This is a genomic window from Njordella calcicola, assembly GCF_056494125.1.
This window is the reverse complement of record NZ_CM151396.1, coordinates 7,107,604-7,130,919: the sequence shown is the minus strand read 5'-3', so window position 1 is coordinate 7,130,919 and position 23,316 is coordinate 7,107,604. Positions and strand designations below refer to the sequence as shown.

Here is a 23,316-nt window from a genome sequence, read left to right as displayed (position 1 = left end):
CCTAAATTGGTGTGGAATCGCTGCTCGAAAAAACTAGCCAGGACAGTATAGTATCATTGGGTAGATTGTTCACGCCAGTCGTCAATACGATTTGGCTTCGCGAATTCCATCGATGATCGGATGCACGGCCGCCCATGCGCGACTACCTTTTACTTTTTATCAATGGCCAAGCACACGAAGTCTGCGGCGCGGACGCTTGGCTAACGCTCAGCGAGTATCTTCGCCAACGTTTGCGTCTTACTGGCACAAAGATCGTCTGCGAAGAAGGAGACTGCGGCTCGTGCAGCGTCTTAATCGCAGACCTCCACCAGCCCCATCCAACGTACTATCCTATCGATTCCTGCATCGCATTTTTGTTTCAGTTGGACGGCACTCACATTGTGACCGTGGAAGGATTAAGCGATCCTAAAGAGCTGACCTGTGTCCAGCAAGCGATGATCGATTGCCACGGCTCGCAGTGCGGATTTTGCACGCCTGGCTTTGTGATGGCAATGACGGGTGCCATGGAACGGCAAGTCGCTATGGCGAGTACGACGTCTAGTGCTCCGCCGTGCGACTGGCCCGTGGAATTATCAGGCAACCTCTGCCGTTGCACTGGTTATCAACCGATCTTAAACGCTTGCGAGCAAATCAGCGCGACAAACTATCAACGTCTGGATGGTCGCTATCCAATGCAAGCGATTCAAGCGATGTACGCCCCCTATGAAGAAGAAAGCGTTTGTGTCCGGCTTGGGGACCGACAGATTTTTGTCCCTCGCTTGTTAAGCGAATGTTTGCAGATCAAGCAAGATTTGCCCGCCGCACGCTGGGTGGCTGGAGCGACCGATGTTGGTGTTCAATCGAACAAACGCCATACGACTCCCGATCAAGCAATCGTTTTGCGCAAAATCGACGAATTGAAGACCATCGAGAACGCACCGGATGCAATCACGTTTGGAGCGGCAGTGTCGTGGACCCAAATGTTGCCCCATTGCGAAGAACACCTACCTCAGTTTGCCGAGATCATCAGCATTTTTGGATCGCCGCAGATTCGTAACATGGGTACGATCGGCGGAAATCTTGCGAATGCTTCGCCCATCGCAGACTCGCTGCCACTGCTGCATGTTCTGGAATGCGAATTGGAACTGGCCAGCAGTGCGGGCAGTCGTTGGGTCAACATCAATCGATTCTACACGGACTACAAGCAATATGATCTGAAGCCTTACGAACTGATCGCTAAAGTAAAAATGCCTAAACTCGATTCGCGCGATCGATTGCGGCTTTACAAGGTTTCACGTCGCCGCGATATGGATATTTCGACATTCACCGCCGCGATTCGCATGCGAGTGGAATCGGGTTTCATTCAGCAAGCCTCGTTGGCCTTCGGCGCAGTCGGGCCAATTGTATTGCGATTGCCACAGACGGAGGGCTACTTGGCCGGCAAGCCATTTACCATGGAGACAATGGCTGCAGCGGGCGAGATTGTGGTCGAAGAAATTACGCCGATCAGCGATGTTCGCGGAACCGCTGACTACCGCTATCAACTAGCCAAAAACGTGCTAATGAAGTTCTATTGTGAGGAATCGAGATGAGCTACGTTGGAAAAACAATTCCGCACGATTCAGCGCGTGGGCATGTAACGGGCAAAGCGGACTACCTGGACGATTTACCCCGCTACGAGAATGAGTTGATCGTCGGCGTAGTGGGCAGTCCTGTGGCGGCTGGCAAGATTCACTCGATCGATATCGATGCTGCGCGAAAAGTGCCCGGTGTGATCGCAGTGTTGACTCATGCGGACGTCCCTGGGCACAAAATCTTTGGGCCGCTGTTTCAAGACGAACCGGTGCTGGCGATCGACGAAGTCATCTATGTTGGGCAACCAGTGGTATTGGTGGCTGCTGTTAGCAAGGCGGCGCTGCTGCAAGGCAAAGCGGCCGTCAAATTGTCGATTGAAAGCCACCCGCCGATCCTTTCGATCGATGAAGCCATCAACGCGAACCGCTATATCGGTGTTGAACGGAAAATTGTTCAAGGCGATGCCTTCCAAGCGATGGCTCGCTGCCAACATGTGCTGTCAGGCTGCTTTATCAGCGGTGGCCAAGAACAGTTTTATCTAGAGTCGCAAGCGGCGATTGCGATTCCCGGCGAAGATGGGCAGATGACTTTGCACTCCTCGACGCAGAATACGACCGAGATACAGAACGTCGTCGCAGAAGTCTTGGGTGTAGGGAATCATCAAGTCGTCGCGATCTGCAAGCGCATGGGGGGGGCTTTCGGCGGTAAAGAAACCCAAGCGGCTTTGCCTGCTGCTTACGCAGCGTTGGTCGCAACGAAGACCGGGCGGCCAGCGCGATTGATTTATGGCAAAGACCAGGACATGCAGATTACTGGCAAACGACACGCTTATCAGACGTGTTGGAAAGTTGGCTTTGATGATGCCGGACGCATCGGTGCTTTGCAAGTTCGCATTTATTCCAATGGCGGCGCGGCAGCGGACTTGTCGACTTCGGTGCTAGAGCGCACGATGATGCATATCGACAACGCTTATTATCTAAGCGACGTCGAAATCATTGGCCGCGTGTGCTTTACCAATATCCCACCCAACACTGCGTTCCGCGGGTTTGGTGGACCGCAGGGAATCGCGATTATCGAGAATGTGATCGAAGAGATTGCCGGCAAGCTGAACATCGATTCGTACGAGGTCCGCTCGCGTAACCTATACGGCGTCGACGAGCGGAATCAAACGCCATACGGTCAGATCTACGTGCGAAACCATCTGCCTGAGATTTTGCCAACGCTGGCAGCCAGTTCGCAGTATCTGCAGCGGCGTGAAGCGATCGAAAATGCGATGAATGATCCTTGCGTGCTGCGCGGGATCGCGATGACACCGGTGAAGTTTGGAATCTCGTTTACTTCTAAGTTCTTGAACCAAGCCAACGCGCTAGTGAATGTCTATACCGATGGGACGGTGCAAGTCAGCACGGGCGGGACAGAGATGGGCCAAGGACTGAACACCAAGATCCGGCAAATTGTCGCTGACGAGTTTGGGATTCACTGGCATAACGTTATCTTGATGCCAACGTCGACGGAAAAGAACAATAACACATCGCCAACAGCGGCTTCGGCTGGCACCGATTTGAACGGCGCGGCAGCCGTGGACGCCTGTCGCACGATTCGAGAACGACTCGCAAACTTTGTTGCTCGGCGCTTCACCAAACCCGAGCTTGGACTGTGCGAGTCACCTAGCAACGTCATCTTTGAAGATGGATGGGTTTATGACGATCGTTGTCCCAAGGATTCACGTATCAGCTTTGCTGAACTCACCAAGCTCGCTCGGTTTGACCGCATCGATTTGGGTGCTCGCGGTTTCTACAAGACGCCCGGCGTCGATTTCAATCGGGATACCGGTAAAGGCAACCCGTTCTTGTACTTTACGCAGGGAGCGGCGGTGGCCGAGGTGACCGTCGATCGTTTTACCGGACAAATGAAAGTCGAACAGCTTGATATCTTGATGGACATCGGGGAATCGATTAACCCTGGCATTGATCAAGGCCAGATCATAGGTGGTTTTGTCCAGGGCATGGGTTGGGTAACGGCCGAAGCGTTGGTTTATGACGATGCGGGGAGGTTACTTTCGCATTCACCAACGACGTACAAGATTCCCGCTATCACCGATATTCCTAAAGTGTTCCGCTGCCATTTCTTTGAGAACTCGGACAACGTGCTGACCGTGCGTCGCAGTAAAGCAGTTGGAGAACCGCCGCTGTTGCTGGGTGTCTGCGTGTGGGCCGCGATCAAGGATGCTTTGCGTCGACATTCTCAGGCTTCCGCTCGAGCATTGACCTTGCCAGCAACATGTGAAGAAATTCTACGCTGCATCGAGCTGGCTAATGTACCGTTTACCGAGTTGCCAAACGGCAGCGTATCAGCCCAGCATTCCGACAAGACGCAGGTTGGTAAGTCGAGTTTGGTGTAGTCCGATGGTCGCCCCGCACGGTTTTATCGAAAGGCTCGCTCAAGCAGCCCAGGAAGGCAAGCCATTTGTTAGTGTCACCATGGTGGATGCTCAGGGCAGTGTGCCTCAAGAAGCCGGCAGCAAGATGCTTGTCGATCGGAACGGTTTGATGTTCGGAACGGTAGGAGGAGGCCGCGTTGAGAATCAAGCCATTGCGTTTGCCCAGGAACTGCTGGGCTTGCCGCCCACTTCATCAACCACGAGATTGGTGCAGTGGAATTTGAAACGCGATGTCGGAATGACTTGCGGCGGCACGGTAACGTTGTTCTTTGAAGCGATCAATCATCGGGTTTGGGATGTTGTCATCTTCGGTGCTGGGCATGTGTCCAATGCCTTGACTCGCTGCTTGTTGAATCTTGATTGTCGATTGACCGTGATTGACTCGCGAGGCGAATGGTTAGGAAAGCTACCCAATGCAGATCGATTGTCTGTGGTACAAATGGCTGCGCCCGAGGATTACGTCGAGCAGTTATCGCCGCATGCGTTTGTGTTGCTGATGACGATGGGGCATCGCACGGATCGCCCGATCTTGGAAGCGATCTTGAAACGCGGTTTACAGTTGCCTTATTTGGGCGTTATCGGCAGTCGTGGTAAGCGCGGCGCGCTCAAGAAGGAGTTGCTTGCTGCTGGATTGAGTCATGAATTGTCGGAAGCGTTTCGATGCCCGATTGGACTGCCGCTTGGCAGCAACGAGCCCAACGAGATTGCGATTAGTGTCACGGCTGAATTGTTGCAGGTTCGCGACCAGACGCGGTGACAGTCGAACAGGATGCTCTCGCAACATCACCCAGTGGTTGGATCCGTGTGCTTGTTGCTTTAATGACAACCCGCTGTGTAAGCGAGGGAGTCCTGGTTCCTCACTTACATTTCGGGTTAAGAAAAATCTATTGATCCGGCTGTAACCCATTAAGTGAACACGCCGCCACGTTTCCGGTTATTCCATTGGCTTTATTGGCTTTTTCTTTCAAATTTCGAATTTTACAATTCAAACTTCTTCTGGCCGTCCACATCTCGCGACTACTTCGCTCACTCGTTACTATCTCTTACTTGGTGAACCCCAGATATTCCCTGTCACTTGCACGCAGTGGCTCGAAACTTCCTTGCCCATCACTTATGGACGCAACATCAAACTCAGAGACCTTGGATTGTCCAATTGCATCAATAGCGTCACGAAGAGACTCAAGTGTTTCAAACTTCGTCCCTATCTGGTGGACAAGTTCAGCGGGTTGAACCCGATTTGACTGCGGGAAGACGATGAATCCTCCACCAGTTAACCTCAACACTGCCGCGCCCTTGGCTGAAAAATTAGAAATATTTATCACCTCCGTCTCGGCCAGCGGTCTTTCATGCTGTGAAATACAGCCCACCGAAGTCATTAGTACAATCGCAAGTAGTGTTAGTGATTTCATGGGATTTTTCTGTCGCAGTCAATGTACCTTTTTGGGGAACACACAAGTAGTCGCAGATAATTGTATACCCTCGTTTCTTTGCGTCTGCCTCAGGATCTTTCACGGAAGGCTGCACCGGAGTAGTACCAGGTTTATGGCTCCAACCTAAGTCCCCAGGACACTTTCTATACCAATGGGGTTCTTCGTGGAATTTAGTGTTTAAGGGATTTCCAAGTCGAGGTTGAGTTTACCGCAAAAGAACAGGATCCGAGTACGGTAGTTGTCGAAGTTGCGAAATCCGCGAGCTGAACTTTTGATGGATTGGATACGACTGTTGAAGCCTTCGCTGATCGCGTTGGTTATTCGATGGTCTATGTAGGCCATAAGACCCTCATAGTGCCTCTTGAGCATCTTGGCGACTTTCACCATCGGTTTGATTTGGCAGCGTGTGGCCCGCCCGTACCAGCCAGCGAACGTCATCTCAGCAGTGTCTCGATCGGTACATTCCCAGAAGTGCCTGAAATTCTCCTTAAGCGACCATGCTCGACCTGTTTTGATGTCCGAATGCTGCAACTGGTAGAGATAGTTTCGATCCGCCTCCGACAATTTCTCACGTGCAAATAGCAGTAGTTGCCTAGTGCCCTTGAGTCGCTCATCACCTCTCTCGGCAAGCAATCGACTCTCCTGGCGGCGGACAAGATCAACTGCTTCTCCAAGGTACTTACTGACGTGGAATTTGTCGTGCACAATAGCAGCGTTTGGATACACTTCCCTGATGGCAGCTAGGAATGCCTTCCACATATCAGCGGCAACCGCTTTGATCTTCGCTCTTTGTGTTTCGGGCAAGGTTTTTAATAGCTTTTCTGCAGACTGCTGCGTCCGCTGAGGAACAACTTCTAGCACGCGGTGCTGATCCAAGTCGGTCAAGACCGAAACGTAATCCTGCCCTTTACCAAAGTTCTTTTCATCGATACCAACATGCTCAATTTCGTCCATGTTTCGGCGTTGGAGCCCACGCTCCACCGCACGCTGCATGATGCCATTAGTTGCCGCCCAATCTATTCCCAGTAGCTTAGCGGCCGCTGAAAGCGATGAGCAAGCTTGAATGACTTCAATGGCAACTTGTTCAAACATAAGCGTAAAACGTCCGTGCCTTTGGGCCCATGGAATCGCTATGGTCAACACGCCGCACTGAGAGCATTTGCTTCTGGGAACCAAGGCGTGGATGCGAGTCACAAATTGCATCGTATCCAAATGCCTCCAAGTTCGCTCAGGGGCAAGATCGGCTTGTGAGCAGGCGGCATCACAGCGAGGACAACGCAGAGTTGTTCCGGTATGATTGATGTGAATGTCTACGGCCTTCTCAGCAGGGCGAAAATCAACCGATTGCACGCTCCAGTTGTCGTCCAAACCAAGTAACGCATGATAGTGAGTAGTAGTTGCTTCTTTCATAGACAAAGAATACGCTAACGGCCAAATCTACGCACCTACCCACTAAATTCCACGAAGAACCACCAATGGAAATCATTAAATCCATTTACCCCTGGGGTCAACACGCCAAGTATTTTGCAGTCATTCTTCGAACAATCTCCGGTGGGACCGACCGGTTTCGCTCCATCCTTCTCGGCACCCTTTATGAGTATTTTGCAATCGATCACTCCACCGGGGTCTTTACCACCAGGAAACGGAGAATGCGGTTCGCCAAGTTTCCGCGGGACGTTGCAAGCATATCGATAACAGTTTCCTTTTGAATTCCCACCGCTTCCCCAATCTATTTGTAATAATCCCATCGGATCCAAGTAGCGGGCTGGGTTTGATCCAACATACTCAGATAAATTATCTGGACTCCCATCAAACCCTATGGGATACCTCCCCGTAAACCTACCACTATGCCCACTCATCCATCTTGCTCGGAAGTAATGCAGGCCAACGGTATGATCCCATTCGCGAGCGGTATAGGTGTATCTGTTATCATAAGCACTTGTAGCTATGACTGAAGCTGACGCGTTAAGTACCGTTGGCTGGCCGTAAGCGGTGTAAGCGTAACGCTCTACAACGATGCCGCTGGAGCCAGTCATAGCGTAGATCGAGTACTGCTGGTTGCGATGCTGCGCTAGTGCAACTTCTGAAGGCCAATCACTGAAGCCGATGAGCGATGAGGCTGTGCAGGTGAAGCAGGCGGCTGCGGACTCGTGTTGTGATGACTTGCTATTTGAGACTGACGCGTCAGATGACTTTGCCTGGAAAGAAAAAGAAGCATTGAATGAAACAGTGTCGTTCCAATAGGTTACATCCTGAGCGCACGCCAAAGCCGAATCGCTAGTCGAGGGCTCTCGATGCGATGTGGGATTAACCGGAAGTAGCGTGGCTTGAGACTGCATGCTTGCCATTATAGAGAGCGACAGTTCAGCGGTGGTGCGAGATGGGTCGGATAATTGGCAGAATTTTGAGGTGGCGGCCTGAAGGGCCGTAGCAATTATTGCCGGTGTGCCGCAGGCCACCGGACTTCGAGGTTCCTTGAAACCGATAAGCCCGAAGGGCTGGCACAAATCAATTATCTTGGCCCTCCGGGCCTGAGGGAACAACTGCAGTTGCAAACCGTGGCCGAATCGGCCACGGGAGCAATTGTGACAAGCCGTTGGCTTGAAGAGGCAGACTCGTCGGAAGATTGTGAGAGTATAACGCAGCGAACGGACTCGCTGAGCCACATACTACTCAGCAAGCGGAGTCGTATTCAAAATCGCATGGACCAGCAATGTTTGTAAACTCCGCATCTCCGCGTTGTTCTCAAGCATCAACGTCACGGTCGTATGACGAACGAACTTAGCACACCAATCCTGTTGCGACACGTTGGGGCTAGCCCAACGGTCGCTCAGAACTCGCGATCTCAGAACGATGTGCCTTGGCCTTCTGTCTTTCCAATGCTCCCGGCTTGCCCGGGAGATCCTTCCGTTTCTTGCTGGAGGGCGCTGCGGCAAAGCAAGAAGCCGAACAATCCACCGGACGAGCCGGTGGGATTCCCGTTATGGCGGGCTCTTTGCTGTAGCGAGAAACCCAACGATCCACTGGACAAGCCAGTGGGATTGGGATCACGTTGCGGTGTGAGCAGCGACGCGAAGCTGGGCCGTGTGCCCAGTCTTCGCAATGAATTGGTGCGCTAAGAGCGACCGAACTTTTTATGGCAGTAGAATCAGGGCAGTAGAATAGCCTCCATGACCATTCTCCTGCCCCCATTCTTTTGCCCAGTCTTTGCCATGGGATTGGTGCCCTAAAGCATGACGTGCGTGCATGTCCGATTGGGGCTTGCCCCCATCGGACACCGCTTTGGAGTTCTAGATAGCGTGCCCAATGGACCCTTCTCCTGCTAGAGCCAGTCGCCTTCGGCGACTGGCTCTAGCAAGGGTGGGCGGGGACGCGGACGAATTTAGCACACCAATCCTATTGCGACGCGTTGGGGCAAGCCCAACGGTCGCTCAGGGATCACCTTCACACAACAAATGGCGCTGCATTGGGAAAGCGAAGCTGGGCCGTGTGCCCAGTCTTCGCAATAAGATTGGTGCGTTACTTCAAGGAATGCATACCAAACACATTGCCCTCAGTATCGACTGCCAAAGCAATAAAGCCATATTGGCCAATCGAGAATTTCGACTTTTGCAGCTTACCGCCAGCCGGTTCCACTCGAGCCGCTTCCACTTCGCAATCTTCACAAGCAAAGTAGACCAAGGTTCCGTTGCCTTGTGGCAAGCACCCTTCCATCTTCGCCAAAGCTCCTGATGCGCCACTGGACTCCATATCCATCGGAAAGGCAAACATCTCAATTTCACTATCGGGCGAATCGAGTTTGGTTAACTCCGTCGCAAATACCGCCTCGTAGAATGCCCTGGCGCGATCCATATCCGCCACGTAGATTTCAAACCAAGCGACCGGATTATTTTTCATAATGATTCTCCGTCTATACTCAACACAAAACAATGTATGGCTGCCGAAAAACTACCCACTATTTACTCGGCAATCTCTGGCAACTTCTGAACTGGACGCACTTCCACCGTACCCTTCTTTGCTGGAGGCAAACGACTTGCAATCGCGATCGCGTCATCAAGGTTTTCAACATCGACGATGTAATAGCCGCCAAGCTGCTCGGTGGTCTCCGCAAAGGGGCCATCGGTAATCTGCCGACGCCCATCACGAACTCGAACACTGGTCGCAGTTTGCACCGAGTGCAGCGGCGATGCTGCAATTAGCTGACCACGATCCGCGAGTTCCTTGCTGATGGCCATTGATTCAATCATGCAGGCCATGCGTTCTTCTTCAGTCCAACATTCTTCCGCGCCGTAAATTAGTAACATGTACTTCATACTTATTCTCCTCGCACCATGACCATCCACCCCACATTAAACTTATCTGTCACCATGCCATAACAAGGCGACCAAAACGTTGGCCCCAGCGGCATATCCACCCTGCCCTCTTTCGCAAGGTTCTGAAACATTCGCTCTGCATCAGCCACCGAACCAACCGTCAAAGCCAACCGAAATCCATCAAACTTGGAAGAACTGTCGCAACCATCGGATGCCATAATCATTTGCTGGCCGACTGTGAAATCCGCATGCATGATTTTCTTTTCAAAGCCAGACTCCAGCATCCCATCGGGTACGGGATCTGGACTTTGGTCAAATCGCATCACCATGCCGATCTTGGCACCCAGAGCTTGCTTATAAAATTCTAAAGCCTCCTCACAACGCCCCGCGAAGAACAGGTATGGATTAATCGAGCTTGACTGTGCAGCCATCGTGGCAATCATCCGATCTTCTTGGGCGGCAACACTGCCATCCGGATCACTTTCTGCAAAATCAGCCATCTCGTACAGCGGTCGAATCTCGATAACAGAATCTTCAGGCATTGGGTTAGGACATCGCTTCACCCATTGGACTGCTTGCTCCATCGACTCCACTTCCCACAGCCAGAAGCCCGCCACCAATTCTTTCGTCTCGACAAAAGGCCCATCCACGACGGATCGATCCGCTTTCGAGAACAGAACGCGGGCCCCTGCAGAGCTGGGTTTCAGCCCCTCGCCGGCCTTCATGATGCCAGCCTCCACAAGTTGCTGGTTAAAATCCCCCATCTCTTTCATCAGTTGCTCGCTAGGCAACCGTCCCGCTTCACTGCTCTCGGACGCTTTAACCAACACCATGACTCGCATCAATCGCTCCTGAAAGGAAGTTTAGTCTTTTAAACAAAGTGAACTCGTGGTGACCCGCATGGCTCGGAAAGACCATTTCCGCCAGCACTAGCCCTCCGCTTTTGGAATTAGTCGGCCAGCGTATTCAGATCTCGACAATTACTAACCATTTTTAGCGGAATGTCGAAAAACGCTCCGCCACAAGCATCTCGAAAATTCAACCCGATCCCCCCGCATGGAATGCACCGAGGACCGGAAGTAAACTGCTGCGGAGTTCCAGCGGTCTTGAACTGCACGGGCCGACCGTCCTCCGTTTTCAGTTCGAGCTCGCCCACCCCTCCGGCAAAACGTCGCGAATCTGGTCAAGGATTCCAAGGGAACTTAGTTCGTCTTCGATGCGCTGCGGTGTTGGGGCTTGCAACATGTCAGCGACCTCTTCTACGATGAACTCTGCAAAGCGCACACGCGCTCGACGCAACTGCTGCCTGGCTTGGTCTGCCCTGATCGCTTTTTGTAAGATATTGCCAAGCCGTTCCGCAATTTGCTCCGAACTATCCTCGGGATAATCGCTTCGCAGCTTTAACAGGGTGTAGGCGATACTTCCTGGATGGCTATCTTGATACTCTTGCAATCGTCGCCAAGCTAACGAAAAAACATGTTGCTGCCAGCCTTCATCCCAAATCAAGTCGTTCTCTTGGACTAACTGCTGTTCTGCTTCCGCCACGTCAAAGTCGATCGACTTTCGAACCTTCTGCTTAGCCCAGACATTGCGAGTCATATTACGGACAGATGTTTTTAAAAGATCGCGAAACCTGCCTTTCTTTGGATCAGCGCCAGCAAAATCGCCGCTCAGCAATCGGACAATCACATCCTGTGTTATGTCATCAGCTTGGTCTTCATTACGGGTAATCGCTCGCACATAATTGCGAATAGCGGGAGAATATCGCATGACCAAGTATCGCATCGCCTGCACGCCATCGTCAGCAGCATTGCTGTGCGCCTTTTGAACCATGCTCCATCGTGTTGGTTGAGCATCGAATCGAGAGACAAACTGATCTTCAGACAACGACATAATTCCTTCACCTAATTTGGATCTGAAAGTAAATCACTCGCTCGACCAAATTCTTGGTTGCTGCGTTTAAGCGAGTCTAATTCTATTTCAATTCGATGCTTCAAATCGATCGTTTGCCAGTAAGGCGAACCGAGTTTGGTCGTAGTTGCTTCATCCAGTCCTTCATAGATATCAAGACTCTCTTGCACAAGAGGTAGTGCGGCTTGCATTGCCTGTAGCTTCCTTGCAAAAACCGAACGCTTGTTGACTTGCTTCAACATCGCTTCCACTTGCTCTTTCAATCGCTTTGCCAACTCCAATTGGTCATCGCGTTGATTGCTCTGCAACACGACATCGCGGGCTAGCCGTGTAGCTTTCTCGCTGTACTCAAGTGACAGGTCGACATCCCCACTATCGCCGTAAGCTAAAGTGGCGACCGCATAAGCTCGCCGCAGGTGGCGAGCGTAAACATCCGAATTCAATTGATGCAGCGGCTGGAGTTCGCTTAGAAGTGCATCTGCTATGGCGAGCTTGGCGATCGTGTCATCTTGCAACTGCGCCATCTCGAACTGCTCGTGTAGGATTTCGAGCAGCCCTAGCCGAAAGCGGTCGCTTTCCGGGACGGTTTGCACCAAACGCTGCTGCTGCTCTAGGGCTTGGCTCATTACAATTCTCGCCTCAGCAACACGTTGGTCATTTTTCAAAGCACCACTTAAACGTTTCGCAGCCTCAATGATAAGCAGTCGCAGTCGTTCGTCCTCGGAAGTTTCACTCTTTAGCAAATCGAATGCGGCTTGGTAATAGACTTCTGGCATTTCGCTGGACTCCACAGATTCGGGACTTGTGTCCTGCTGCCGTTCCAAACAGTCACCGATCCGCATGGCCAGGGTCGCTTGCACTTCTGCCAGTTTTGCAAGATCGCCACCTTGCGAGACCGACTGACATTGCTGATATAGCTGTCGATAGATAGCCAGTGTATCTTTCGGAGGCAGCACGCGTTCGTTCAAGCGATTCTTCGCGGCATGGGCCTCTACAATCGCGAGTTCTAACTGATGCCCCTTGGTGGCATTCGAGTTTTGCAATTCCGTTAGCAACTCAATGGCTTGGTAGATTGATGTGTGGGCCTCTCGCGGCATACCTGAGTCTTCTTGCACATCCCCCAATTTGACCAACAGCCCTGCTAGCTTCAGCTTACGCGAGTCGCTCAGTTCGGTAGTCTCGCGTGGTCGAATATTCTTTCGATAGAGTTCAACAGCCTGCTGATAACTCTCCAACGCTTGCACAAGCCGAGCGGGAGTTACGAAAGCCGGATCAGCCTGCACATCAGCGATATGGACGTAGGCTTGGGCTATATAATCAGCCAACTGGGAGTCGGCCGCCACATCCGACTCCAACTGACGCAGGTGGTCCAATGTTTTACCGACCAAAGAGGATTGCAACTGTCCACCACCGCGCAGCCGAGCGACAGCGGGAATATGCTGATCCACCAGCCAGCTTCCCCAGTCCTGGCTCTGTGAAAACAGCCGCGTGTTTCGATCCAATTCACGCTGCAGACGATTCAAATGAAACATGACACCAAGCCCAAGCGAAATTGCGAACACGATCCCCGTAGCAATCCATGCACACGTCACCGGATGTCGCTTGGACCACTTTATCGCACGTTCCGCAGTGGTGGCTGGACGAGCCAATATCGGGCGACCCGTCAAGTATCGATCAATGTCATCCGCGAGTTCAGCGGCCGATGCATAACGTCTCTTGGGTTGTTTTTCCAAACACTTCAGGCAAATCGTCTCTAAGTCCGGCGGGATTTTGGGCTGAAGCTTCCGCGGCGTTATTGGATCGGTCGTAAGAACTTGCATTACCGTCTGCATCGGGTCTGAACCATAATGAGGCGGCCTGCCAACCAACATCTCGTAAAGAATGGCCCCGATGCCATAGACATCGCACGCAGGGCCGAACTGTTTCACCACGCCGCCGGCTTGTTCAGGCGACATATAGTTGGGCGTCCCCAAGATCTCACCGGTGCGAGTGTTCGCCGAATCGGTCTCACCAATCTGCTTGGCCAAACCAAAGTCCATGACCTTGATTGCATGAGCGTCGCTCAACATCACATTGGCGGGCTTCAAGTCGCGATGCAGGATGTTTGCCTGATGGCACGCATGCACCGCTTCTGCAATGGATTTTGCGATTCGTGCCGCATCCTGAGCTGTTGGTGCGCCTTCGCGGATGACTTGGGAAAGAGTACGCCCCTGAATAAACTCCATTACCAGATAAGGAGTTGTCCCGACCGCACCCACTTCGTAGATTTGACAAATACCTGAGTGAGCCACCGCAGCAATCGCTCGAGATTCCGCATGAAACCTGGCCACAGCCTTGGCAGAAGTAGCAACTCCCGCCGCGATTAATTTAATCGCGACAGGGCGTTTCAAAGCCACATGCTCTGCAAGATATACCACACCCATACCGCCACGGCCAAGTTGCGACAGTAGGAGATAGCCAGGAATCTCTGGCATCGCGGTTCCTGCAACCTCTGTCGCATCGATTCCATCTAACCCAGCAATCGTGCCTAGCCTCTCAGTCAGCTCCCTATCGTTTGGCGTCTCCACCTGATTGACTAAGGAGTCGCCATTCATGACAGAGTCTTCGTAAGCTTTTCGATTACTTAGATTGGCATCTTGCATGAGCTACTTAGACGCACCCAGAATCTGAGCAATTTCAGCTCGAATTTCCTGCCGATTCAGATGCATGTAGGCACAAGTCATCCAAATCTGAGCTGGGGTTAACGTATCAGAGGGCATCGTTGTCGACAGATACACCGTGTCGAACAACTCGGGCATTGTATAACCACCCAAGCCGCACGTATCTGTTTTAACCGTCACCAGTTTGATCACCGCAGGCGGAAATGCCTTTTCCGATTCGGCAATCACGGTGAAAGCAAGCAACCCAAAGACCTCTTTGCCTTTGTAGGTCCCAAGAGACCTCAGCGTCATCATGATGTTGGTTACCTCACCATCTTGTTCCCACTTAATCGTGTAGGAAACCTTGTCTCCACGCTTGACCACTTTGTAGAACAAGTCTTCTGTATTGTCGAGCACTTCCGCAAAACGCTTGTGTGCTTCCGCCAAAGACTGTGCGGCTTCAGCTTCGTCACTCTCCTGAGCCCTGCAAGTGGTGGCTGCCATTAGCAAAACGCAGGTCAATGAAACAACATGAAACCATTTCGTAATTAAATTCATTTTCAAACTCTCTTATAGAAACGAACGTGAGTAAAAGGTGTCGGAAAAAAGGGGGTTAAATATTAGGAATCAGACAAGGGAACAACGGCGATCACTAGTTCACTTACCAAGCCGTCCTTGAACTTGGCAGCCAAGCCCAGGTTGCGATACAGTTGATGGCGCTCGTCCAGCTCAAACAATTGAGTCAGCTCGACATCCCAGTCGCCGCCAACAAGGGCTTCGAGATCTTCGCGACTCATCCCAACGGCGACTTCGGCCTCTTCGCCGCCCAAACCTGGACGTCGCAGACTGACCTTAGGAGCCGCGTTGGATTCGAGAATCACCGCCAACACTTCGCGTGTTGCAAGAATTGAGATCCCCAGCTTCTTGAATTTGTAGAACTTTAAACTCGATCCTTCGATCACGGGGACCTCGACATCAGCGGGCCCCAACTTGGCCAGGACATCCGACAGCTTTTCACTCAGCCCGATGATCGTACCGTCGGCCAGCGTTACCCCTGTCAAGCGACGCCAATCCGTAATCGCAGGCTGTCGAAATTTGTCAGCTTCCTTTGGCGTCACGCCGATGGAGTGAGCCAACTGCACGTACTCCTGATAAGCGATCGGCCACCACGAACTGGACGCTACCGACTGATCCAAATACTTCTCATAAAAGGACAGCGCCGTTTCTTTCTCGCCCCCCTCGGTGGTCAAAAGAGTTCTGGCCTGGTTAAAGCTAAGGGCCGACTCCATTGCGGCCACCGCCGGTGCGTTGGCTTTGATAGTACGAGCCTTGGCAATCAACTCTAAAGTCGATGCAATCAACGTCGGATCAAAACCGCGGGCAGAGCCTGAATTGATCAAGATCGATGCGTGCACCAAAGGATCTAACTTCTTTGCCTTTTCAGGATCTCGAAGCGCTGTGAAGACCTGATCAAACCATTGTTCCGCTTGACCCACATCCTTACCATTTGGATGCACCAGATAAGCGACTGCGAGATTGGCTTTCACCATTAGCAGTTCATCTTGCAAGTTCAAACGATCTCGCAAACGCAGCGCCTCTCGAAATGAACCGACCGCTTCGAACCACAGGTCTAGTTGAATACCGCGTCCTTCGGGTTCAAGCGATTCGGGGCGACGATAGAATCCGCCGACAACCAAATGCCCAACATCCATGTTTTGCAAGTCTTCGGCCTCTAAGGCATCGCAATATTGCATCAAGTAAGCGTAACCCAAATTTGCCCAAGCTTCATAGCATTCGGGAAACTCTTTGGTCACATTGCGAAAGCATAGCTGAGCAAGCTTGTAGTGCTGGTTCTCAAGAAACATTACTCCCGTTTGAAAAGAGCTGAGCGACCTCCATAAGCTTTCTTGTTGATCGCCACGCAGCAAGTGGGCCGCTCGTTCCTCCCACGGTGGATGCACAAACGCTAACCCCTCGAAGTTGCAATAAGGAGGCGTGATCTGCCGCCACGCTTGCAGATCCTTGACCAAGCCTTGCTTGGAGTAGCCGGCTTTCAATGCCAATTGCATTCCGAACAGATCCGCTTCCAATTCCTCTTCGCGACCACAGGCCGTGCGTAAAGTTGCCAGCTTGTCACCGTGCCGCCGAACGAAATCAATCCGCTTATGCCCATGTCGATGGTGCAAATGACCAAGCTCATGCCCGATCGTAAACGCCAACACATCGGGATCAAAATTCGCAATCTTTTCAATGGTAGTGACAGTCACTTCAATCACAGGAATTTCAACACCATTTTCGGTTCGGAAGCTGGCAAATGCATTCGCAAAGCCAGGATCGATCACTTCGATTTCGGGCGGCCAAACTTCCCAACCGTCCGGTTTATCCATAACCGCCAGCAGCCGTTCAAGGACTTGTTGCACCACATCGCGGTGGCGCTGGGTAACTTCCGCGTGAAGCTGCCCTTGTGAGACGGACATCACAGTAATTAAGGCGCAGAGCGCTACGAAGAGATTAAAAACACGCATGATTGGGACTCCAATGCTCTTTCGATAGGAACTATTTTGTAACGGACTCGATACCGAAAGAGCCTGGACGAACGGAGTTCCCCGCAGACTTGTCGCCGCCCATGGCCATCTTTGCAACGGAGACAGATGACTTTCTAACAGAGCCTTGCGAAGCGATCTTGCTGGCCTGCGTTGGAGCATCGTCAACCTTGCTTATCTTTGTTCGCCCCGCAGGACTCAACTGGCCGACTTTATCCACAGTACCAACCATCGCTCCCGTCGCGCTCGTCCTACTCGAATTTGTGAGTGTCCCCTTCACAGCGGATAACTCTTTGGCCAACGCCATCGTTGCTGGATCCAATTGGATCTGGCTGGTAATAGACCCCAAATTGGCCGCTTTCGAGCTTTGCAGATCATCTGTAACGGGAATCGATAATTCCACTCGTTCTGGACGATTCACCTGTTGCCCGCTAGCGATAGAACTGAAACCTGCCACGCAACCCAACATGGCCGATGCAGCCGACGCTTTACTTACCTTCTTCATCACAATTCTCCACATAGTAAGGGACTCTGTCGACTAAAGAACATCCGCGTCGAGGGCAGCCGGATTCTATCAGTCGACTCAACATAAATCAAACTTTTGCGGCAAGAACTTCCAAAAAACAAATAGAGACCAACGCCACTGAGCATCGAGCCATGTGCTCGCGTCGTCGTGCTGCGTCTCAACGCGTTTTCGTAACTGCAAACGGTTACGGGCTTTCTAACCTGCTCATCACCTACCAATGGAAAGCCAACTTGTGACACAAAAATTCAGAACAATTTTAAAATCAGTTGCCAAACGCATCTTCGACTGCTGCTAATCACCATCCATCCCACTGAGCATAATAAAGCTGGCCCAGTAGAACGGATGAGCTGCTTGATGTTCCGCTCGACGCGCAGCGATCTGCAGACGCTGCGCAGTATTTATTGCGGACACCCGACGCTGCGTGACCGAGAAATTTTTATAAAACGCATTCATGAGATCGCGTGTTTCAACGTCCGGTACTTCGAACAAGCTAGTCAGCACCGCGTGCGCACCGGCGTTGGTGAAAGCGCGACGAATTCCCTGCAAGCCTTGGCCATTGGTCATATCGCCCAGGCCGCTCTCACAAGCACTCAGCACGATTAATTCGGTGTTGCGAAAATCCATGCCAGCGATCTCTTGAGCGGTAACCCAACCATCTTCCATGCTCTGATCGTCCGCCCGCGACTGCGAGACGCGATTGGCACCAGCTAAAACAATTCCCGATCGCAGCAATGGGTTACTGTCAGTTCGAAGTCTGGCCAGCCCAGAAACAAAGTTGGCTGACCGAACATCCTCAGTATCCATTCGCGGTTCATCCGCCAGCGCAACGTAAAAGCCATGTGTGGCCAAGTGGACAATGCGTGGCGATTGAGCGGCCTTCAAGACTTCTTCGACCGCTTCATTGCCAATGTACTTTCGGACAGGACCGAACGCGGTACCCGTCAACAGATTGGCTACTTCATTCGCTTCTTCTTCGGCACCGGGCAGCTTCTTCCAACGCAGGGCTCGCGTCGAAATCTCTTCGACTCCACGCTTCACTAGCAAGGTCCGCATATCGGCTTGCTGGTCGATTACTTTTATCGCTTCACTTCGACGTTGGACATCTGCGTCATAATTCGGATTGGCAAGGATGAGAGTCCCTTTGCCAACACTTGCAGGCCGACGCAGCAAGTCTCGCGAGGAAGCGACATAGCTGATGTCCATGTCTTCGACCAGATAACGACCGGCATCATTGACGAGCGCTGCAAATGGAACAACGGAAATACTCGCATCAGGACCGATGACCAAGGAACTGCAACTCTGCAACGATTCATTGAAGGGTCCCAGCAAGCTTGCGTACAACAATTTCGCCGCGTCGCGATACTTCAATTCAAGCAGTTCTTCTGTGGAAATATTGAGTTCGTCCACAAGATCTCGAGTTTTCTCGCGGAGCTGTTCAATCAGAGCATCGATCTCCTGCGCATCTCCCAAGTCCTTCATCTGCACCGGCACTTGAGGATCTCCACTCACTAGAAACCCAACATATCGTGCCTGCGAAGTTGAATCAGCGGCCGATTCCGCAAAACCTTTGACGCGAATGTACTCTATGAAAACAGTGCCCGCAGGCAGCAGCTTGCGAACAGCATTTACATCATCATTCGCCTGGATCAATTGAATCCTCTCGCCCTGCAGCCGTAATGATAACTCGCTATTGGTCGTAGCGATCTCACGCGCAATCTCCGCTTGCTTTTTTCGAATGTCTGAAAGAGTCTGGGTGCCAGTCGACAGCAACGCGAGATCCGCGAACTCTTGATTCAGCATTCGCACTCGACTTGCAAGTCGAACCAAATTCGAATCGTACAATCGAGACTGCTGAAGACTTCGCACTCGACAGGTCAGGTCTAGGGCCAAGCCCTTACGCTGCAATGTCCAATACAAACCTAAATTGGCTGCATCTGTGCTCGCTTTTTCCCCCAGCAAGCTGCCCAACAGCAAGCCAAGTCGATTCTCTTCAGTAGCCAGCCGCGAGCTTAACGATTGATCGGATAACAAATATCCGATATCGCTTAGAAGCCTTTGCTCTATCTTCAAACTTTCCTCGACAGACGCTGCGGATTGCTGAGTATCACCCATCAAATACAACACGATTGCTTGCTGGAACAGCGTGTCGCATAAAGCCTGGGACTCCTCACCGAAGACGCGCCGCTGAATATCGGCAGCTTGTGCCAAGTGGCTGCCAGCTTCATTCAATCTGCCTAGCTTTCGTTGCGCCAAACCCAAACGGTTGTTGATTGCTGCTCGCTGAATGTCGTCGCCCATACCGTCCAACTCGATCACCGACTGACCAGCCAGTTCAAATGCTGCGACGGCCTTTTCTAGTTCCTGGGATTGCAAAAGCACGTCGCCATACTCGATCAATAACTCGATATACTCAGTCAAATGCGTAAGCTTTGCATTTTGATACTTGGAAATCACTTCTTCGATCGCGACGATGGACAGTTCACTGGCATTCGTTCGCCAGGCCTGCGCAATGGCGTCAAGCGCCGCGCTTCGCAAAAGCCTGCGATCTGATATCTCAAGACGTGCACCAAGAACAGCATGCGATCTGGCAAGATAATCCGCCGCAACATCCGCCTCGTTCATGCCGTAATAGACTTGGCCAAGAACGCCCAAAGCCTCTCCGTACTGCACGGTATTCCGGCCCCACACCGAACCAATGTTCGCTTCCGCAGTTCTCGCCAAAGGAAGACATGCGGCGTAGTCCTTCACATCCAACAACAATTTGGCCAATTCCAGAGTTGCTTCCAAGGTATCGTCATTCATCTCGCCCTGGACATCTGTAAGAGTGCTAATAGCGATTTCGAGTAAGCCTCTACTCTCTTTATATGCTCCGACCCTGCGGCCTATGCGTGCGCACTGAGTCAGTGCCTGTGCTGTGTAAGGATGGGTCTCGCCAAACAACGTAAGGTAAGCCTGTATGACGTACTGCTGAGACACAAGAGCCGTTTGGTACGCTTGCTGACTTTCAAAGTATTGCGCGACAACACTTCGGTAGTCGGCTGCAATCAAGTTATACTCACCTAACACCTCCAAACAGGTTTCGAATGCGGTACTGAGGCGATTGCTATCCGCAAGCTCTATGGTTCGAAAATCTTGCTTGGCACATTCCTCCAAGTAGCTTGTTCGCGCCTTCAACTGGTCAATAAGCTGGCGCTGCTGCTCGGTCGCATTCGCTAGTAATTTAGCCTCCTCCAATTGGCGGCGTTCCAAGATAACGATCCATTCCCAATCCTCTAAATAATGCATCTCAACCAGCGGAGCGGCATATTCGCGAACTGTTGCTGAACGCCCCCACGATCCAATCGACTCACAGTCGCTGATCAGACGATCGGATAATTTGAAAAAAATAGAGGCATCACCTTCGGACATAGTAGACACATCGGCTTGATCTCTCAAAACAGCAAACGCCTGATCAAGAAAATCGCTCGCTAGCTCGACCTCCTTCAAGGTCGAATGGTATTCCGCGTTTTCCAGTAGCATTTCAGCAAACACCAGCGGCTCTTTTGGAAAGTGAATCCTGACTGATTCGCTGGCCCGCTGCAGCGAGCGCCTCGCTTGTTCCACTTTATTCGACTTCAACAACACCCGCGTTAAGTAATAGCAAGCGCTGCGGAATGCGTCCTGAGAACTCAACGACGTTTTCGGAAACCGTTCAAGCAATTCGGACAGCAATCGCTCAGCCTCATCATACTCCTCGATGTAATAGCAATTCCTGGCGGTGTTATAGAGCAACCAGTCCGGTGGCGAACCGGTACCATCTTCTAGCCTGCGATAAATCCCAATCGCTTCGCGATAGAAAATGATCGACTCTTGGTATGAACCTCGGTCCGAATAGATGTTCGCCAAGTTGTTCAACGCATCACCTAGATCACTAAGTGGTACGACATCATTTTCACGAATCAAACTGACTGCATTTGCCAATTGAATCCGTGCCTCGTAACTATAGCCAGCCTCGTAATAGTATCTGCCCAGCCACAAAGCGGCCATACAATGGCGGTAACACCCCCTCGATGGACTTGTCTCCCATAATTTGATCGTATCCGTCAAAACTGAAACGCAATCCTCGTCGCCCTGAATGGCCAACAATGTCCCTAAGAGAGTACTAGCAACGAAGTACTCTTCCGAGGTTTGCGTAAACGCCAAGCCATACGCCGCACGAGCTTTCCTGGCGAGTTCGATTGCATTCGGATGCTTCCCTGCGACGAATTCTGCGGCAAAAAAGCAAAGCTCGGCATGGTTTGGATGCTGCAGCCCAAACGCCAGTTCATGGCGATCGACAAACTCAACCAACTCCTGCATAAAGCTCGCTCGGCCAGCGATTGAGAATTGGCCATGCTTCATCCGCAATACATAAAAATCGCTCTGCAAACGAAGCGTCAATGGCGCATTGCTGCCAAATAGACGTTTGGCGAGCCCCCCAAGCTCTTGCATCGCCTCGATCGCCTCAGGATAACTCTCGTCATCGGTTAGTTCTTCAATCTTCGCTCGGGCCGCAACAAATCGATCAAATTCCTGCAGCTCACTCTCATCCAGCCCACGAATCTGGGCCACCAGCTTTAACTGGTCAACAAGTTCGCGAGATCGGTAGTGATCCGCCCCCCAAGTTCGCTCTGCGATTTGTTGAGCTTCATGAAACAGTGTTTCAGCCTCGTCCCATCGGTGCAAATTGACCTTAGCTTGACCAGACCAACTCAGCGCAAAACACAAGTCGCTGGCGATGATGGTTTCCTGCTCGTCGTCGACGGCCAAATCAAATGTCCAGATTTCATATGCCTTACGAAAGACAGGAATAGACTCCTCGGTCTCGCCTTGCCCGTAGAGAGCGGTCCCATACTGACTTAATGATCGAACGTAATTCACGTCATAAGTGGCCTTCCCTCGCTCATACTGATCGATAGCTGCTAGACTGTATCGCAATGTCGCCTGGGGATTTCCCTCAAAGGATGCAAGTGTCGCCATCAGCCATAACAGCTTCCCGATGTTTGGATGATCGGGGTGTTCGACTTGTTCAAGAACACCATACAATTTTGCTAATTGCGAGGCGGTGTTGCCCAAGTTACGCTGAGCCATATGAATGGTCTCAATAGCAACGATCGCATCGATCGATAGGGGGTGGCGTTCGCCCAGATATTTGCCAACTAAGCGTGCGAACTGCTCAGCAGCAACCAGCGCATCATTAAATCTAAGTGCTTGGAGTTGCTGATTTTGCTCGCGACTGTAGTCAAACAACACCTGACGATCATCGTTCGACAAAGACTTCCAAACTTCAAAAACAGCCCGCTTGCGGTCTGCTTCCACTGCTTGCCAACTGTTTTCCGCCGAACTATGTAGTAGTGCCTTGCAAGTCAGCTCTAGCTGCTGTTCTGCTTGCTCAAAATCCCCCAACTCAATGTACATACCAGATAGTGCATCATATCGCTGTGCCATCCGGGGATGGAACTCGCCGAATAACTCCGACTCAACTTCCACAAGCCGCACCAATGTCCTCGTCGCGGCTTCCAACTCCCCGTTGAGCCATTGGCGATTTGCTCTGGTCTGCAATTTCGCCCGCTCGTCGGAACGCAAGTCTGTTGCTGAAGCCACTGCCCCAGACGCGGCCAAACCGCTGGAAGAATCCTGCTGGGCGAATGTTGAACTTGCAAAACAAATCAAGCAGCAAAACAGCAGCCTGCGGCTAAACGCAATCTGCAACCAACGACGGGTAATCGTCTTGCGTCTCAAAACACGCTTGAAGCCATGTACGGCGGCTGCTGATCTTCGCATCTTGACGTCGCCCTTAAAGAAACAGATGCCTGTTCCAGATTAACTCCAGTCCCAAAGAAAACATGGGCGGCAAACAAAGTCAAAGCATGCCCCTCTGGTCGCGGACACTCAGTTTGAGCGCTGTCCCCTAAAGCTAACTTAGTTGCGGCAGACGGGCA

15 protein-coding genes are annotated in these 23,316 nt (G+C 51.7%); 3 read left to right on the top strand and 12 right to left on the bottom strand.

The genetic code is table 11. The annotated features are described in order from the left end of the window. The first annotated feature begins 134 nt into the window (after positions 1 to 134). The 3 genes from SH302x_RS27550 to xdhC are packed head-to-tail and all read left to right on the top strand — an operon-like array spanning position 135 to position 4,751. Positions 135 to 1,571 carry a xanthine dehydrogenase small subunit gene (locus SH302x_RS27550; RefSeq protein ID WP_479366367.1) on the top strand — a complete coding sequence of 479 codons (1,437 nt, stop codon included), beginning with the start codon at positions 135 to 137 and terminating at the stop codon, positions 1,569 to 1,571. After that, the gene (xdhB, locus tag SH302x_RS27545; protein WP_479366366.1) at positions 1,568 to 3,955 is read left to right on the top strand and encodes a xanthine dehydrogenase molybdopterin binding subunit; all 2,388 of its coding nucleotides are present in this window, start codon (positions 1,568 to 1,570) and stop codon (positions 3,953 to 3,955) included. The genes SH302x_RS27550 and xdhB overlap by 4 nt, the downstream gene beginning before the upstream one ends. Positions 3,956 to 3,959: 4 nt before the next feature. After that, positions 3,960 to 4,751, top strand: a complete 792-nt coding sequence (gene xdhC, locus SH302x_RS27540; RefSeq protein WP_479366365.1) for a xanthine dehydrogenase accessory protein XdhC — start codon at positions 3,960 to 3,962, stop codon at positions 4,749 to 4,751. Positions 4,752 to 5,037: 286 nt separating this feature from the next. Here xdhC and SH302x_RS27535 read toward each other — a convergent pair whose 3' ends face one another. The 12 genes from SH302x_RS27535 to SH302x_RS27480 form a co-directional block, all read right to left on the bottom strand. Continuing rightward, positions 5,038 to 5,403, bottom strand: a complete 366-nt coding sequence (locus SH302x_RS27535; protein ID WP_479366364.1) for a hypothetical protein — start codon at positions 5,401 to 5,403, stop codon at positions 5,038 to 5,040. A 198-nt stretch (positions 5,404 to 5,601) separates the two neighbouring features. After that, a complete protein-coding gene (locus tag SH302x_RS27530) occupies positions 5,602 to 6,834 on the bottom strand; it encodes an ISL3 family transposase (RefSeq protein ID WP_479366363.1) in 1,233 nt (410 codons plus the stop codon). A 35-nt stretch (positions 6,835 to 6,869) separates the two neighbouring features. Further along, positions 6,870 to 7,763 (bottom strand): RHS repeat domain-containing protein, encoded by an 894-nt coding sequence (locus tag SH302x_RS27525; protein ID WP_479366362.1) that lies wholly within the window; start codon positions 7,761 to 7,763, stop codon positions 6,870 to 6,872. Between the two features lie 1,180 nt (positions 7,764 to 8,943). Continuing rightward, on the bottom strand, positions 8,944 to 9,321 hold the full coding sequence (locus SH302x_RS27520) for a VOC family protein (RefSeq protein ID WP_479366361.1): 378 nt from the start codon (positions 9,319 to 9,321) through the stop codon (positions 8,944 to 8,946). Positions 9,322 to 9,383: 62 nt separating this feature from the next. Next, a complete protein-coding gene (locus SH302x_RS27515) occupies positions 9,384 to 9,737 on the bottom strand; it encodes a YciI family protein (RefSeq protein WP_479366360.1) in 354 nt (117 codons plus the stop codon). Between the two features lie 2 nt (positions 9,738 to 9,739). Further along, on the bottom strand, positions 9,740 to 10,579 hold the full coding sequence (locus SH302x_RS27510; RefSeq protein ID WP_479366359.1) for a YciI family protein: 840 nt from the start codon (positions 10,577 to 10,579) through the stop codon (positions 9,740 to 9,742). Between the two features lie 295 nt (positions 10,580 to 10,874). Then, positions 10,875 to 11,630, bottom strand: coding sequence for an RNA polymerase sigma factor (locus tag SH302x_RS27505; protein WP_479366358.1), 756 nt, complete (start codon positions 11,628 to 11,630; stop codon positions 10,875 to 10,877). A gap of 11 nt (positions 11,631 to 11,641) precedes the next feature. Continuing rightward, positions 11,642 to 14,242: a serine/threonine-protein kinase gene (locus tag SH302x_RS27500; protein WP_479366356.1), complete on the bottom strand. Its 2,601-nt coding sequence runs from the start codon at positions 14,240 to 14,242 to the stop codon at positions 11,642 to 11,644. Between the two features lie 51 nt (positions 14,243 to 14,293). Continuing rightward, on the bottom strand, positions 14,294 to 14,845 hold the full coding sequence (locus SH302x_RS27495) for a hypothetical protein (protein WP_479366355.1): 552 nt from the start codon (positions 14,843 to 14,845) through the stop codon (positions 14,294 to 14,296). A 62-nt stretch (positions 14,846 to 14,907) separates the two neighbouring features. Beyond that, positions 14,908 to 16,812, bottom strand: coding sequence for a M48 family metalloprotease (locus SH302x_RS27490; protein WP_479366354.1), 1,905 nt, complete (start codon positions 16,810 to 16,812; stop codon positions 14,908 to 14,910). A 31-nt stretch (positions 16,813 to 16,843) separates the two neighbouring features. After that, positions 16,844 to 17,335, bottom strand: coding sequence for a hypothetical protein (locus tag SH302x_RS27485; RefSeq protein WP_479366352.1), 492 nt, complete (start codon positions 17,333 to 17,335; stop codon positions 16,844 to 16,846). Between the two features lie 312 nt (positions 17,336 to 17,647). Then, positions 17,648 to 23,158 carry a CHAT domain-containing protein gene (locus SH302x_RS27480; RefSeq protein WP_479366351.1) on the bottom strand — a complete coding sequence of 1,837 codons (5,511 nt, stop codon included), beginning with the start codon at positions 23,156 to 23,158 and terminating at the stop codon, positions 17,648 to 17,650. Positions 23,159 to 23,316 lie beyond the last annotated feature (158 nt).